This window comes from Specibacter sp. NPDC078709, assembly GCF_040686795.1.
Taxonomy (GTDB): Bacteria; Actinomycetota; Actinomycetes; order Actinomycetales; family Micrococcaceae; genus Specibacter.
Window position 1 is genome coordinate 357445 of sequence record NZ_JBFBLU010000001.1, and the last position, 15518, is coordinate 372962.

The 15518-nt window shown below is 56.4% G+C and carries 11 protein-coding genes; 4 read left to right on the forward strand and 7 right to left on the reverse strand.

Going from position 1 to position 15518, the window contains the following annotated elements; genetic code table 11:
* Positions 1 to 14: 14 nt before the first annotated feature.
* The 4 genes from AB0P14_RS01570 to AB0P14_RS01585 form a co-directional block, all read right to left on the reverse strand.
* On the reverse strand, positions 15 to 1265 hold the full coding sequence (locus AB0P14_RS01570) for a GTP-binding protein (RefSeq protein WP_363836835.1): 1251 nt from the start codon (positions 1263 to 1265) through the stop codon (positions 15 to 17).
* Between the two features lies 1 nt (position 1266).
* On the reverse strand, positions 1267 to 2187 hold the full coding sequence (cysD, locus tag AB0P14_RS01575; protein WP_363836837.1) for a sulfate adenylyltransferase subunit CysD: 921 nt from the start codon (positions 2185 to 2187) through the stop codon (positions 1267 to 1269).
* Positions 2184 to 3014 (reverse strand): 3'(2'),5'-bisphosphate nucleotidase CysQ, encoded by an 831-nt coding sequence (locus tag AB0P14_RS01580; protein WP_363836838.1) that lies wholly within the window; start codon positions 3012 to 3014, stop codon positions 2184 to 2186. The genes cysD and AB0P14_RS01580 overlap by 4 nt, the downstream gene beginning before the upstream one ends.
* A gap of 77 nt (positions 3015 to 3091) precedes the next feature.
* Positions 3092 to 4684 (reverse strand): sugar transferase, encoded by a 1593-nt coding sequence (locus AB0P14_RS01585; protein WP_363836840.1) that lies wholly within the window; start codon positions 4682 to 4684, stop codon positions 3092 to 3094.
* Between the two features lie 976 nt (positions 4685 to 5660).
* On the opposite strand from AB0P14_RS01585, the gene pssD reads away from it, so the two are divergent.
* Together pssD and AB0P14_RS01595 are read left to right on the forward strand one after the other, a co-directional pair.
* A complete protein-coding gene (gene pssD, locus AB0P14_RS01590; RefSeq protein WP_363836841.1) occupies positions 5661 to 6110 on the forward strand; it encodes a PssD/Cps14F family polysaccharide biosynthesis glycosyltransferase in 450 nt (149 codons plus the stop codon).
* Positions 6107 to 6679 (forward strand): glycosyltransferase, encoded by a 573-nt coding sequence (locus tag AB0P14_RS01595; RefSeq protein WP_363836842.1) that lies wholly within the window; start codon positions 6107 to 6109, stop codon positions 6677 to 6679. Before pssD ends, AB0P14_RS01595 begins: the two co-directional genes overlap by 4 nt.
* Before the next feature lie 40 nt (positions 6680 to 6719).
* Here the strand turns inward: AB0P14_RS01595 and AB0P14_RS01600 are convergent, their stop codons facing one another.
* Positions 6720 to 7175 carry an Rrf2 family transcriptional regulator gene (locus tag AB0P14_RS01600; RefSeq protein WP_363836843.1) on the reverse strand — a complete coding sequence of 152 codons (456 nt, stop codon included), beginning with the start codon at positions 7173 to 7175 and terminating at the stop codon, positions 6720 to 6722.
* 199 nt (positions 7176 to 7374) lie between these two features.
* Here AB0P14_RS01600 and AB0P14_RS01605 point away from each other — a divergent pair, with 199 nt between their 5' ends.
* Together AB0P14_RS01605 and cysC are read left to right on the forward strand one after the other, a co-directional pair.
* The gene (locus tag AB0P14_RS01605; protein ID WP_363836845.1) at positions 7375 to 8325 is read left to right on the forward strand and encodes a sulfite exporter TauE/SafE family protein; all 951 of its coding nucleotides are present in this window, start codon (positions 7375 to 7377) and stop codon (positions 8323 to 8325) included.
* Positions 8326 to 8338: 13 nt separating this feature from the next.
* Positions 8339 to 9646 carry an adenylyl-sulfate kinase gene (gene cysC, locus AB0P14_RS01610; protein ID WP_363836846.1) on the forward strand — a complete coding sequence of 436 codons (1308 nt, stop codon included), beginning with the start codon at positions 8339 to 8341 and terminating at the stop codon, positions 9644 to 9646.
* A gap of 1 nt (position 9647) precedes the next feature.
* Here cysC and AB0P14_RS01615 read toward each other — a convergent pair whose 3' ends face one another.
* Both AB0P14_RS01615 and AB0P14_RS01620 read right to left on the reverse strand, forming a co-directional pair.
* Complete coding sequence (locus AB0P14_RS01615) at positions 9648 to 12353, reverse strand: LuxR C-terminal-related transcriptional regulator (RefSeq protein ID WP_363836847.1); 2706 nt, start codon at positions 12351 to 12353, stop codon at positions 9648 to 9650.
* Between the two features lie 358 nt (positions 12354 to 12711).
* On the reverse strand, positions 12712 to 15486 hold the full coding sequence (locus AB0P14_RS01620) for a LuxR C-terminal-related transcriptional regulator (RefSeq protein ID WP_363836848.1): 2775 nt from the start codon (positions 15484 to 15486) through the stop codon (positions 12712 to 12714).
* Positions 15487 to 15518: the final 32 nt, after the last annotated feature.

Here is a 15518-nt window from a genome sequence, read left to right on the forward strand (position 1 = left end):
TTCAGTTACCCGTATTAGCTTGCCGAGAGAATCATGCCGGCGCCAACAGTGCTGTTGGTGGCCTCATCAATTAAGACGAAGGCGCCCGTCTGCCTGTTCCTGCGGTACTCATCTGCCAGCAACGGGATGGTGGTACGCAATCGCACCCTGCCGATCTCGTTTAGCTTCAGTTCAACAGCCTCCTGATTGCGGTGCAAGGTGTTGACATTGAGTTCGTACTGGAGCTCTTTCACGAGAGCCCGCGCATTCCTGGTGGTGTGCTTGACAGCCAGACGCTGCCCTGGTGCCAAAGGCGTGCTACTCATCCAGCACACCATCGCATCGATGTCCTGTGCCACTGAGGGCTGGTTATTCAACCGGCAGATCATGTCACCTCGAGAAATATCCAAATCATCCTCCAAACAAATGGTGACTGACATGGGTGAGAACGCAGACTCTGCCGGGCCGGAGGCATCCATGATCGAGGAAACCTTCGATGGCAACCCGCTTGGCAGGACGATCACATCGTCGCCTACCTGCAACGCGCCTCCACACATTTGACCTGCATAGCCGCGATAGTCAGGGTTAGAGCTCTGATGCGGCCTGATCACGTATTGCACTGGGAATCTCACGTCCACAAGATTCCGGTCACTGGCAATGTGCAGTGTTTCCATGTGGTGCAAGAGCGTGGGTCCGTGGTACCACGGCATATTCTCAGACCGCGTCACCACGTTATCGCCCATCAGCGCTGACACCGGAATGATGGAAAGATCCGTGATGTCCAGCTTGGCGGCAAAGTTCACAAACTCTGTCCGGATCGATTCATACACCTCCTCTGACCAGTCCACCAAGTCCATCTTGTTGATAGCCAGAATCAGGTGCGGAACCTGAAGGAGCGAGACCAGAAACGCATGCCGACGACTCTGTTCACTCAAGCCCTTACGAGCGTCGACAAGTACGACGGCGGCATCGGCAGTCGACGCGCCGGTCACCATATTGCGGGTGTACTGGATGTGCCCTGGGGTATCGGCGATGACAAATTTTCGCTTCGGCGTGGAGAAATATCGGTAGGCCACATCAATGGTAATGCCCTGTTCCCGCTCAGCACGCAGCCCATCCGTCAGCAGCGACAGATCGGTGTAATCATCGCCGCGATCCTTACTGGTCTTTTCAATCGACTCCAATTGATCAGCGAAAATTGACTTGGAATCGTAGAGCATGCGCCCTATCAACGTACTCTTTCCGTCATCGACGGAACCTGCCGTGGCAAATCTTAAAAGATCCATTTTAGAAGTACCCCTCCTTCTTGCGGTCTTCCATGGCCGCTTCGCTGACTTGGTCGTCACCTCGGGTGGCACCGCGTTCGGTGATCCGGGTGGAAGCTACCTCGGCCATGATTTCGGTGGCCGATGCAGCTGTGGAACGGACAGCAGCCGTCAGGCTCGCATCGCCCACCGTGCGGTACCGGACGGTTTCCACGAGTGTTTTCTCAGAAGGCTTGGGCTGGCAGAACTGATGGACACCAAAGAGCATGCCGTTGCGTTCAAACACCTCGCGTTCGTGAGCGTAGTAAATGGACGGGACCCCAATATTCTCCGCTGCGATGTAGCTCCAGATATCCAGCTCTGTCCAGTTGGAAATTGGGAAGACCCGGATACTCTCGCCCAAGTGAACTCGGGTGTTGTACAGGCTCCACAGCTCCGGACGCTGGTTTTTCGGATCCCATTGGCCAAAGTCGTCCCGGAAGGAAAAAATCCGTTCCTTGGCGCGAGCCTTCTCCTCATCCCTGCGGGCACCGCCCATCAGGGCGTTGAAACCGTTCTTTTCCGCCGTGTCCAACAGCACCCGTGTCTGCAGCCGATTCCTGGAGCCGTTGGGTTCCTCGGTTACCAGGCCGCGGTCAATTGCATCCTGAACCGAACCGACTACTAAATTGGCGCCTAGTTTTTCAACCACCTCGTCCCGGAACGACAGCACCTCTTGGAAGTTGTGGCCGGTGTCAATGTGCAGTACCGGGAACGGGATTTTAGCCGGAGCGAACGCCTTGACCGCCAGATGAAGCATGACCAAGGAGTCCTTGCCGCCGGAGAACATCATGGCCGGGCGTTCCAACTCTGCAATCACCTCCCGAATAATGAAGATAGCTTCCGATTCCAGCAATTGCAGCTGACTTGGGTTAAAGTTGTTAGTAGAAATTGGTTTTTTCATCGTGCGTACATCCCATCCGTGTCGAGACCTAACATATGAGGATTTGAGGCTTGGCTAATCTCTGCGATGTGTGCCAAAAGCATGGGTGCCAACTCTGGACGACAGACCAAAAGGTCCGGCAGGTAAGGATCGCGCTGGTTGTAAGCTAGCTCGGAACCGTCAATTCGGCTCACATAAAGGCCATGTCCGGAGGCGACTGCCACGGGGGCGGCCGAGTCCCATTCGTATTGCCCGCCGCTGTGAACGTAGGCGTCAACTTCTCCACGAACCACAGCAGCCACTTTGAAGCCTGCCGAACCCATAGGAACCAGTTCCGCTTTAAGCCGCTCCGCCAATGCGCCGACGAGCGCGGAGGCCCGAGTCCGGGAAACAGCCAGGCGTACCGTGCCCTCCAGCGGGGGGCGATCCGTTGGAGGAGTGCCACTGTCCAAGACCAGTTCCAGGCCGGGCAGAGCCACAGCCCCAACCTCCAGATGGCCTGAACACCACAGGGCAACGTGAACGGCCCAGTCGTGACGATTCTCAGAGAACTCCTTTGTCCCATCCAAAGGATCGATGATCCAGACCCGATCCTTGGCGGTACGGCTTGGATCGTCAGGTGCTTCCTCGGACAAGACCGCATCGGAAGGACGATAGACGCTCAACTCACGCGCCAAAAACGTCTGAGAGAAGGTATCGCCCCATTTTTTCAGTTCCGCGGCACCGATGCCGGAGCGAAGTGCTCCCGCACGCAGTTCAACGAGTAGTCGGCCGGCTTCGCCAGCAATCCGGACAGCGAGTTCCAGATCCGATTCCTCAGCTGCCACCTGCTCATGTGCTTGGTACATTTGTTTCCCCCACTTCGTGTTCGTTTGAGACCTACTTTTGCCAGCTGCGACATCAATCAGCCGCCGTATGAGCGCAACTAATAGGCCCCCTCAGGTGCAAGCATGACCCTGAACGTTCGCCACATAATCATGAGGTCCCCTGTCAGAGACCAGTTCTCGACGTAATACAAGTCCAGACGAACGCTTTCGTGCCAGGAGAGATCCGAGCGTCCGCTGACTTGCCATAGACCGGTGACCCCGGGCTTGATGTAAAGCCGGCGGTAGGCACTACTGTCATAGTTGGCCACCTCAGAAGGCAGTGGGGGGCGAGGACCTACCAAGGACATCTGCCCTTTCAATACGTTGAAGAACTGCGGGAGCTCATCCAAGGAATGACGACGCATCCATTCACCCACTTTGGTCACGCGTGGATCTTGCCGAAGTTTAAACAACGGACCGGATCCCTGATTCAAAGAGGTCAACCGTTGAAGTTCCTCTTCAGCGTTCACACCCATGGACCTGAACTTGTGCATCTCAAAGATGGTCCCGTCGCGGCCCACGCGTTTCTGGTGGAAAAAGACTGGCCCTGGTGAATCTCGCTTAATTAGAACGGCAAGGACGGCAAATACCGGTAAGAGCACTAATAGCGCTGAAGCGGAGGCAAGAATATCCACAGACCGTTTCAGAAGGTGCTTATAGCCGGTGAATCGTGGCAGGTCCACATGCATCAGTGGCAGCCCCTCGACGGGCCGCATTTGGATCCGTGGACCAGCAACGTTGGTCAGGGACAAGGCTACGACGAGTTCGGTGGCACTTTCCTCCAACTTCCAACCAAGTTCTTTGAGATAACTGCTGCCTCTGGATACTTGACCGGCAACGATCACCGCGTCAGCGCTGAATTCCTCTACGGCATCAACGATTCCGTCCAACCCGGCAACCACTGGCACGCTGGCCTGGCCGACCCTGATGGCTGTTTCCTTCGATTCGCCTTCCAGCGCTACGCCCACCACTTCATAAGATGCTCCAGAGTTCTTGATGATCTGCTCCACGACGTACGTGACATCGTCTTGCGTCCCCAAGACGATGACGCGGGAGAGGTAGTGCCCGTAGGCACGCTGCCGGTTCAACCACCTGCGCCAGCTCCAACGTCCCAGCAACAGTGCTGCGGTGCCTAGGGGCATGGTCAACAAAAAGATCAGATTCATGTGGTGAGCGTTAGCGAAAAGGAACACCACAGCCAACCAACCGAACGCGGCAGCACTTGCACTGATGATTTTTTTGTATTCGCCCGGTCCGTGACCAACAAGTCGAGGATCCCGTGTGTGACAAAGCCACAGAGCGAGCAGCCACATCGTTGAAATACCGACGTCCACAAACAAAGCTCGTTCCCAGGTCACTGCCTGCTCACGGCCCACCAACTGTGAAGACACGAGGACGGACAAGACGATCAAGACAACGTCCGTGACAAAAATCTTGGTTCGATAACGACGCGCCCAGATGAGCGCAAATCCCTGAGCCGCACCATGCTTGCGGCGCATCTTAGCCGGCTGATGGTGTGGCAGTAGCCCCTCGACGGTGATTCGAGAGCCACCTTTGAGTGTGGGGCTGACCCCGCCTGCACCAACTAAAGTGGGGTCTGCCAACAGGCGCCGTATGCCTGAATCATTTGGGTCCTGTCCCAGCGGGCGCATGGTCACTGCCCTCCCGCTACGCAAGAGTCACTCGTCACTGTCTGAACGCTCTGTTTGTAATCGACAAACTCGACACGACGAACAAGCCCGCGAAGGGGAGCCGACGGTGGCTGGGGAGATGCTTGGCGAAGCCATGGCATCAACACCGCCGGCTCCGTATTAAGGACTTCGCGCACAAATCCTGGCAGTAAAAACCGGAGGGGATTTGGTACCGAAATCTGGTGGATGCGGTAGCCTCGCCGCCAGCGGCCCATCAATGAGCCGACGAATTCGAACAGGGCGGGTGTACGTCGCGCACAGTTCACCATCAGCGAGGTAGACGGAATTCCCACACCCATTTTTGACACCGTTTCTTTGATTCTTAGCGGTAGAAACCACTCTATTAAGCGTATTGAGCATTCTTTCGAGTTACACCAGTAGGCATTACTTGAATTTGTGATTCAAGGCCTACGTACTACTCATGGACGAGACTATTGAGGAAGCCGACGGCGGCTGGGGGTGGTGTCGCGGTCTCAGACGACACCTCCACCGCCGGCTCCCGACCAGGGGGAGACCGGTACTGACTGTTTACCTAGCTATTAGGCAAACGTTTAAGGAATGCGAACACGATCCAGCAGAACAATTCTGTTCAGCACTGATCAACGCGTCCCACAACTAGAAGCCTAGAAAGCCTCGAGCACAGGCGCACGGGTAGGCATTACGGAGATTGGCGCCGAAGGTACCCGGGAAAAACGTCGACACCCGAATGTACTACTTGGACTTGGCGTGAAATACGTGCCTATGTGGGGTCCCACCACCCTCAGCCTTCATGCCGGGTAATCCTGGTACGCAATCAGGTATTTGGTACTCGGGCGCTCTAACCCGTACGGATCTAGGCTCAGTGACATCATCGACCTGATTCGCGCCACATTGTTGTTGGCGGCGCCGGTCAGTATCAGGAGCGTCGACGTGCCGACGCCCGGGGGAAGGACTCAAAATGAAATTGATGTTCGTTGCTTCAGCAGGGGGACACCTGGCTCAGCTGGTAGCCCTGGAAAGCTGGTGGGAAAACAATGCCAGAAGTTGGGTGACATTCCGGCGCCCGGAGGTTGAAGCCGTTCTCGAAGGTGAAGATGTCACCTGGTGCCACTTCCCAACGACAAGAAATCTGCCCAACGCATTCCGCAATCTTCTACTGGCTTGGCCAACTCTCAAAAAGAACCGCCCTGATGTGGTCATTTCTGCCGGGGCTGCGGTCAGCGTCCCCTTCTTTATTGTCGCGAGACTGCTTGGCATCAAGACCGTATATATAGAGTGCTTCGATCGCATCACGATGCCGACCCTCAGCGGGCGCATCTGCTACCCGATGTCGGATCTGTTTTGCGTGCAGTGGGATGAACAGCTTGCCTACTATCCTGAGGCTGTTAACATCGGTCAACTGCTGTGACAAACGACCTAGAGCAGCCCACGATTGTTGTCTCGCTGGGGACCGATCATCACAAGTTCGACAGGCTCGTTGACTGGATTGAAGAGTGGCTCAGCTTAGCTAAGCATCCTCCTGCCTGCCTGATCCAGCACGGAGCAAGCCGGCAACCAGTGCTCGCGGCGGCTAGAGATCGGATGCCGCGCCCGGAGCTCCTCCTCCTCTACGAAAACGCAACCGTAGTAGTAGTCCAGGGTGGGCCAGGATCTATTCTTGATGCCAGATCCGTCGGTCACATCCCGATAGCCGTTCCCCGCCGTCCGGAGCTTCACGAGGTTGTGGATGGGCACCAGATTGCGTTTACTCGGACGATGGCCAAGGCAGGTGAGGCTATTGCTGCGGAGTCGCCTCAAGAACTATTCCGTGCACTGGATGCAGCTCTGCTCCATCCAGAAAGTGTCCGTACGCCGCCTCGCACCTCCCATCCGGAAATTGCCGGCCAAAAGCTGCAGGACGAACTGGAACACCTCGCGGGTAGTCACACCGGCCCCATTGCGCTCCGGCGGCTCAGACAGGTTATGACCCGCCACTGACGCCAACCACATCATCGACCATCACCGACGCCTGAACTGGCTAACGCCGTTGCCATGCTCCTTTGACCTGGAGTAGTTCAGCGACGTCTGCTGGAAGCTGTTTGCTAGCAATGTCGGCAAGAGTGGTCTGCTCGAGGACTGTGCGAATACTTGCACGCACCGCCACCCACACATCGCGAATACTGGAACTTGACTCTGGATATTCCACATCCTCGGGCCGGAGCCCGCGCACACCAGCCAGCGGCCCGTCAACGGCTCGAATCACGTCGGCCACGGAAATCTCCGAAGCGGTTCGGCCGAGCAGGTAACCGCCTCTAACACCTCGTTTAGCAATCAACAATCCGCTGCGTGTCAGCTCGGCCAAAATCGATTCGAGAAACTTTGCCGGAATCTGCTGTTCTGCGGCAAGTGCGTCCCTGGTGACCATCTCTCCCTGGCGCAGCGAAAGGCCTACTAACGCCCTCAAGGCATAGTCCGCCTTGGCAGTGACATGCACAGTAGCCCTCCTTAAAAGAGATGAGCGAGAACGAGCTCCGCTGTATATCGGCAACACTAGGTCTCAGCGTGTTTTTCGGCGAGGGTGGCGAATACTTACTTTCCCTACTTGACTACTGTGTAATTCATTTTTCCTACACTTGCTGCGCCCGGCGACTACGTCTGTTGTCAGCACGGGCACAGTGGCACTATATGTGGCTATGGACCTTTGGTTAGTACTTGCCGCATTCTGTGTCGCCATCGTCGTCGGACTGACGGGGATGGGTGGTGGCGCGCTGATGACTCCTGTACTCGTGTTGCTTTTTGGTGTCCCACCCCTAGCCGCAGTGTCGAGTGATCTGGTCGCTAGCGCTGTCATGAAACCGATTGGATCGTGGGTTCACTGGCGAAACAAGACCGTCAATATGCGCGTTGTGTTTTGGCTGGTTGTGGGATCAGTCCCCTCTGCCTTCTGTGGTGTACTCATCCTCAAATGGATGGGACCAGGCCAGTCCGTGCAAAACGGTGTGAAACTTGCTTTGGGAATAGCGCTGCTCATTTCAGCTACTTTATTGGCCGTACGTTCCTATCTGAAGATGGTGGATCGGGCCAAAAGACGTAGCGGAAAGGTCCCTGCCATCAGCAACTCTGATGAGCCGCCGCGCATTCGTCCAGTTCCCACTATCATCTTGGGAATCATTGGAGGACTCATTGTGGGAATGACCTCGGTTGGCTCAGGCTCCATCATTATCATCGGCTTGATGATGCTCTACCCGGCGCTGAAAGCTAACCAGCTTGTCGGCACGGACCTCTTTCAAGCGGTTCCTTTGGTGGCGTCCGCTGCGATAGGACACGCCTTTTTTGGTGACTTGGATCTAGGGCTCACCCTTCCTTTGTTGATTGGCAGTATCCCAGGTGTCTACCTAGGCGCCCAGCTTTCCAGCCGTCTCACGGGCGGCTTCATCCGGCGTGCCTTGGCCTTCGTCTTACTGGCTTCCGGTTTGAAAATGCTCAATGTTGACAATCTGACGACCATCTCGATTCTCGTCGTCGCACTGCTCTTGGCGCCCGTGGCATGGATGCTGCTACGCCGACAGCATGGTCTTCCTGCCCTTGCCACTTCAGACATACGCCGTGTGCGCAGTGCTCACGAGAATGCTATACACAAGTAGATTGACGAGACTCATGAAAACTCACCTGCCGATCTCAACCGTCCTACCCAGTGTTGTCCTTATCGGTGCCGCATTGGACGAACTGGAGCTGTTGGCCGGTGGACTATATGCCCCAGCCAACGGCTACTGTCTGCCAGATCAGGTGCCCAGCGATTGGCCTGCTCCGTTCCTTCTCCAAACAAGCGATACTCTCGCTCTATCGGCTCTGGAACATGAGGCGCTGACCATTACGGACACTGACGGGACGCCGGTATTTCGCGTACATGTCACTGCCACAGCGGAGGCTGGGGGCGGCATGGCCTACGTCGCCGGACTCGTTAGCGTGCTGCATCCCACCGAGCACCCTCCTGCCAGAAATCTACGGATCACCTCTCCCCTGGTACATCAACCTGACACAACGCTCGTAGCCGCTTTCTCTTCGTCGCCGCGTCTGCCAGATCTGGCAAAGGTTGTTGCTGAGGCCACGAAATTGCGTAAGCACTTGGTATTGGTGGCTGTCTGCGGTCCTCAGCCACACGGGGACTACACTGTCATGCCACTGCTGGATCAGTTGCGGGCAGTCGCAGCACAGCTACCCGATACGACCGTCGGACTGCTGGTGCTGCCGACACCGGAAGGCGAGGAGGCCACATCGAAATATCGGCAAGCCTTACACAATTTGAGCCCCGCCGGTATCTGGGACTTCCTGAATTCAAAGGAAGCAAACACAACTGCACTTCCCTCGTCCGCCGGGCGGGTTGAGAGTCCCAGCGCGTCAAGCCTGCGCGGGACTGTCATCTTCATGACTGGACTTTCGGGTTCCGGAAAGTCAACAGTAGCGAGAGCTTTGGTGGAAACACTGCAAACTCGTTCCACCCGGCCCATTACCTTGCTCGACGGCGACGACGTCCGGCGGATTCTATCCCCCGGCATGGGATTTTCCCCTGAAGAACGTGAGGCAAATATCCGCCGGCTGGGCTGGGTCGCATCACTTATAGCTCAAGCTGGCGGCATTGTGGTCTGCGCACCGATCGCACCGTATGAACAAACCCGGCAAGAAGTGCGCAACATGATCGAAGCCGTTGGTCGATTTGTGCTTGTCCACATTTCTACACCACTAGCTGTCTGTGAATCACGGGATCGCAAGGGTCTCTACGCCCGCGCACGTCGGGGCGAACTAAAGAACTTCACAGGCGTGGATGCCCCCTACGAGGTGCCTCTCAATGCTTGCCTTGACCTAGACACTAACCTCATGACGGTTGCGGCGGCAGTAGCACGAATCATGCAGTGCCTTGAGAGCGTGGCTAGCCCCACCGAGAGCCTCGTTGACGGGGCCCGGTAGGCTAAGCCAGTGTTTCTCGAAGCTCTGCTCGTGAGGTGACTTGGAGTTTGGCGTACACCTGGTAGAGGTGGCCTTCAACGGTCCGTACGGAAATATGCATCTTCGCCGCAATCGCCTTGTTGCTCGCCCCATCGGCAGCCTGGATGGCAATTTCCTGCTCTCTCAGAGTAAGCACCTGCCCATCCTCGGTGCTGGGCTGCACCCGCCCCAAGGAAAGCACCGAGGTGCGGATCAGCTGCTGGGCCATGCGCATATGGACCTTATCCAAACTTTCCCTGGCAATCTTCAGCGCAGCCCGGGACACATCCCGTGCCAGTATGTGATCGCCCTGAGCTAATGCGGACTCGGCAGCGGCAATCAGTGTCGACGCGTCCTGGGCCAGCAGCCCGCGAGCAAAGCTTGCAAAGATCCGTGCCTGCTCCCCTTGTACCCGGTCAGCTAGTTCGATCAGCCGTTGCGCCCCAGAGATGTTGCCGAGCCGGACAGCTGAGGAAACGAAAGCCAGTTCTACACCGACAGTTCTAAACCTTCGTTCTTCATCAGCGAGCGCAAAGAGTTTGACAATAGCTTTTTCTCCCAAGTCCAGCTCCGCGACGGTCATGACCTGAAAATAGGCATTGGCGATTGAAATCAGTCGTGAGCTGGTTCCCTTAACCGACCGGCCACGTCTGAGACACTCCTGCGCTGCATCGCTTTCACCCTTAAGCGCGTGAACGTATCCTTGGGCGGAGCGGGCCAGTGAGGCCGCACCGTGTTCACCCAACCGGTCGAGCTGGCTGGCTGCAGAAATCAGCGCAAAGAGTGCCTTGTCGCTGCAGCCGTGGTAAGCCAAGTTCAGCCCATAGACCAGTTCCTCCAGGGAGGTCTCCTTGGAGCGGTTGAACATGCCAGCCGATTCATTCCATTTGTGTGCTCCCGTTTTGGCAGCCAACAACGATGTGGTCACGGCGCCGATCAAGGCAGATCCGTAGTGTTCACGCGTACCCGCAGGTTCATCCCCGATGACGTCGTAGAAGTCGATTTCTGCTGCGAGCTGGTTTGCATCCATGATCCGCCCCGTCAGAGTGCAGATCTCCATCAGCCACAGGGCTGCCATTCGCTTGGTGGTGAGCATCGCGTCAGATGCATAGAGTTCTTTGAGTTTACTCTCGACCTCTATGTAGCGTCCTTCGTGCATGGCACGTTCTGCTAACGCTAGTTTTAGCTGTTCTTGGAGTCTGCGCACCTCCGCATCGTCTGGGCCATGGCCCGGGACGGCGCCGTCTAAGGCACGAGTGGTCTCTTCCAAAACAGTGTTGGAATCACCAATACCTTGGGCTGTTCCGTCGGGAAGCCGGCTGTGGAGCAGCAATAATTCCAGCCGCTGCGCCTCTGTGGCCTTGTCCTGGCGGATTTTCAATTGGTTAATGATGGTTTTGGATCGGCCCATTTCGCCCATGGCCATATGGGCTCGGGCTTGTTGGAGGCCGACGGCAAAATCGTGGGCATGTCCATGGAGCGCTTCCAGAATATGCAACGCCTGTTCGGGCCGACCAATGTTGGTGGCTATACGGGCAGCTGCAAGCGTTTGTTCAAGATCAAGCTGATGGCCGCAATCAATAGCCCATACGGCCATGGCCACACGTGAAGTGCTGCTTGTGTCGTTGTCACCGGCCACCCGGGTTACCAATTGGTACAGTTCTCGGCTGCGCCCCACTGTCACTTGTTCTGCCAATACCTCAGCGAGCAGCTTGCCGGCCAGCTGGGCTCCACCACTTTCACCATGAGACAACGTCAAATACCCACGTTGCTGCAGTGAATCAACTGCAGCAGGGTCGCAGAAGCTCATCAGGTGGTCGATGGACATGCCGCCCGAGAGCGCCAACACCTCTGCCACCTGACGTTCTTCAGCTGGCAGAGACACGACAGAGGCCAAGATGGTGTCGGCAGTATTTCCAGTGCAAGCAAAAGCAGCACCTGTCAGTACCCAAACCCCATCACTTTTAGTCAAGGTCTTGGCCTCGATTTGTTCCAGCAACACTGCATAGAGAAGTCGTGGGTTACCTCTGCTTGCAACCCACAAAGCCATGGTGGCGGCTTCCGATATGGGTGTTTGTAAGAGCGCACGCAGCCATTGTCTGGTTTCCTCCTCCGAGAATGAGGGCACATCAACTCGGATGAGCATCCCGTCTCTCCACAACCCGACGATTTCTTGAGGAGCAGACGCTAGTGAATCACACGCTAGCAATAGTCTGGCTGTTCTGTTCGAGACGAGTTGGCCAACAATCATCGCTGAATAAGTGTCAAGGAACTGGATGTTGTCAAGAAAAATGATGACGGCCCGTCCGTTGGCTCGCCTATCAAGCTCTCGCGTAATGTCACGCAGCACGGCCAAGGGGTTGTCTCGCTGGGGGTCTTCGATGGCGCCCATGAGGGGTGCCAACGCCCCAAAAGCGATGCCCGAGGTAGCTTCACTCCCCCGCAAAGAGACCATGAGGCACTGCCCGGTCAGTTCTTCCATAGCCTGACGGGCAATGAAGGTCTTTCCGACCCCATGGTCGCCGATCAAGAGAGCGCCGCAATGTTCCAGGCTGCGTAATGCGTTGGTGACTGAGGCTACCAAGGCGGGACGGATGTGCAGAGCAGCATCACTTACCTGAAAATCCCCGTTAGATATTACTTCCGGAATACCACCAGCAAGCTGGGATTCCAAGACTGAATGAGACATGTGCTGAGACCTTTGACGACGAATCATTTCTTCTGGTGCCTTCACAGTACAAGTCGGGCAGCTCCGAAACATCCGTAGTGAGTACTCATGTTCCGCGTAGTTAATGGGGCTTTGCCAGCAGGTGTACTCAGTCCAAATACGTTGGAATCACTCTAAAGTGCCAGCTCTCAGCACTGCCCGCCAGGCCCCGCTACCAACTAGGACAAGGCATGGCATGGCTGACATCGATGATCTGAGAGGCGGCACGTCCACGATCGCTTGGTGCTACTTACACTCGGTTACAACACTCAGGTTTTAAGCATGCGAGTAGAGTGGTTAATCTATTCACGGGTGAAAGCACGTAGTTTGCATTGGTGGACTACTTGATCAGATCAGGTAGTTCTTCGCGACTGGAAATATTCAGCTTGGCGTAGACACGGTAAAGGTGCCCCTCCACAGTTCGGAGCGAAAGTACCAATTCCTCGGCGATCTCTCTATCTGTAAGTCCCTGAGCGGCCAAACGGGAAATCTCCTTTTCTCGGCGCGTCAGCTGCGCCGGTGACTCCTGAAGCGAATCTGCCGACGTGTCCGGTTGCGCTCTTTCAGGGCCCTGCTGGCCCAAGTTCTCCTCGACTTGCAGTAGCCGTGATTTGACGCTTCTTATCTGGGCTCTGAAGCCGCCCTCCACTAAGCGTTTGACTGATAATTCCAGCGCCTGCTTGGCAAACCCGAACAGTCCGGCCGTGCTGAGAACCTCACCCGACAAAGCCAATTGCTGTCCATCCATGTCCTGCAACGCCCGGGCATAAGTGCACATAGCACGCGCCCATTGGCCTTCGACTCCGGCCGCCACTCGCTCCAGCCTGGGTGCCACACTCACATCGCCGAGTTCCAAAATGAGCGCCAGGGCATTGAGCTCTAATGTACTGGAGCGGTCGACGAGTGCCCCATCAGCAAGCGCCAACAGCTCAACCGGGGCCCCGGCGTCGTGCTTCAATAAGTATTTTGCCGCCGCCAAATAGGCACGTTCATGGGAAACGACTAAGAATAGGCATCGTCCCTCAACGTATGAATCCATCAGCTGCTGAGCCAGTGTCAGATTTCTCATCTTGGCTGCGGCATAGGCCGCCATAGCAGTGCAGAAGCCCAATAATTGTTGCGGGTCACTCTGCTGGAGGGCATCGATGCCGGTGAGCAGCACCTCCAGGGCATCGGAAATTCTGCCACTTCTAAGAAAAGCCATGCCTCGAACCACATTGGCACCGCCACCAAAGGAGAAGACCACAGGGCCGGCTTCCAAGGAGAACTCCTCCAGCACCTTCGTGGCCGCCGACCAGTCACCGCAGCACATCGCGGCAGCCAAATGACGCAGCAAGATGCTTTCGGGCAGAAAGAACACGTCACTTTCCTCCGCGTGCTCAATGGCGAAAGCCTCAGCTGCCTTAGCCATCCCCTGCACAGGAAAACCTTGCGCACTGAGCCGCTCAGATTCCATGGTGAGGACCATGGTGCGGTTGAGCTTGACCACCTCCGGCGAAATCCCATGAGACTCCGTCAGCCACGTCATCGGTTCAGTCATGTCCGAATAACGGCCTTTCCGAGAAAGCGCCAAGAGCTCAATCAGCAATGCGCCGGACTCGCTGAGCGCCATAATAGTCTCACTGTCAGCGGCATTCTTCTGGGCCAATGCTGTCCCGCGGTTACGGAGTGCATTCGCATCAGCCACCAGCAACTCGACCGGCATACCCAAGGCCGCTCTCGTGGATGCACGCAACAGACTGCCAAACAGCAACTCTCCAAGACTGCCGCCACGTTGAAAAGCTGTCTGTGTCTGCGAGAGGGCACTTTGATAGTCACCAAGGTTGTAATACGCACGAGCCTTGACCATATTCGCCCTCAGCCGATGGTCTTCTCCGCGAATCTGGTTGGCCAGCTCCAGCGCCGTGTGTGACTGGAATAATTTGCTAGCCAAAACTGCGGCTGTCAATAAGCGGTCGGCTGGTACCTCAATTCCAACCTCAACGGCCCAGACCACGCGGCGCAGGAGCGCTTCCTTGTCTACTGGGTTGTCTTGGATCTGACGAATCAGCCGTTCGTGAAGCACGCGACTCTGCGACAAGGGAACCAATTCCCGCACGACATCCCCGAATATAGGGTTCGCCAGTGCAAGCAGTGCTGTGGGTGGCCGAACAAAACGTATCAATGATGAATCCAATAGCTCCTGGATCTGGGCCTTACCGGTCAACGCTTCAACAACGGAGAACTCCACTGGTTGGGACAGCGCAATCAAGTTCAGAGCCTCCGATGCCGGCCGGGAGATGCCCCGCAGCTCGAGCAAGACGGCCTCCTCTAACCCGGTGCTGCGAATAGGCGTATTCGGATCCACCGTCCAGATACCCCTACGCCTTGCCAAAACCCCGGCTTCCAACGCCTGCACCACCAGCAAATGCAGGAACAATGGGTTGCCACCCGAAGAAGACCAAAAGTGCCAGCCCGTTGCCTGTAGCACCGGGCCACTCAGCAAATTCTCACAAAACTCGTGTGCCTGCTCCCGGTCTAGCGGCTGCAACACAATGTCTTCCGCTAATCCATCAGCCCATAGCTTAGGCATCGGTTCAGGTAAAACATGACGACTGGAATAGGACGCCACCAAATTCACAGTCCCGGAACGCACCAGACTAACGATCAGTTCGGCAGTGGCTGGGTCCATCAAATGTGCATCATCAATGACGATGATTGGTAGCTCGTGCGAGGTGTTGTCAAAGACGGGATCGGTAGGGAGAGCCACCGGCATCAGCGAACCCTTCACAGTGCCAAATCCGTTCATCTCCCCCCGAGACAGAAGATCCTGCTTCTGTCTCAGTTCCGTCAACACACCCCGCAGCACGGCCAGACGAAGACTCGCTCCCCTCGTGCCGGCAGCAGTCAGGAAAGGCGCCAGCACCCCAAAGGGGATTTTTGCCAGCGACTGGGAGCTGTGAATGTTCAGCACCGGCACATGGACCTGAGCCACAGTTGTTAGCTCACGCAGGATCGTGGATGCACCCAAACCGTTTTCCGAGGTGATGAAGATGGCACGACTGCCCTCTGACCGGATCGCTGAGATGACATCCTCGAGTTCAGCTCCACGGCAGAAAGGCGGATTCAGGAGCATCTGCTGCTCCGTACGACGGCCCTCTTCCCCCA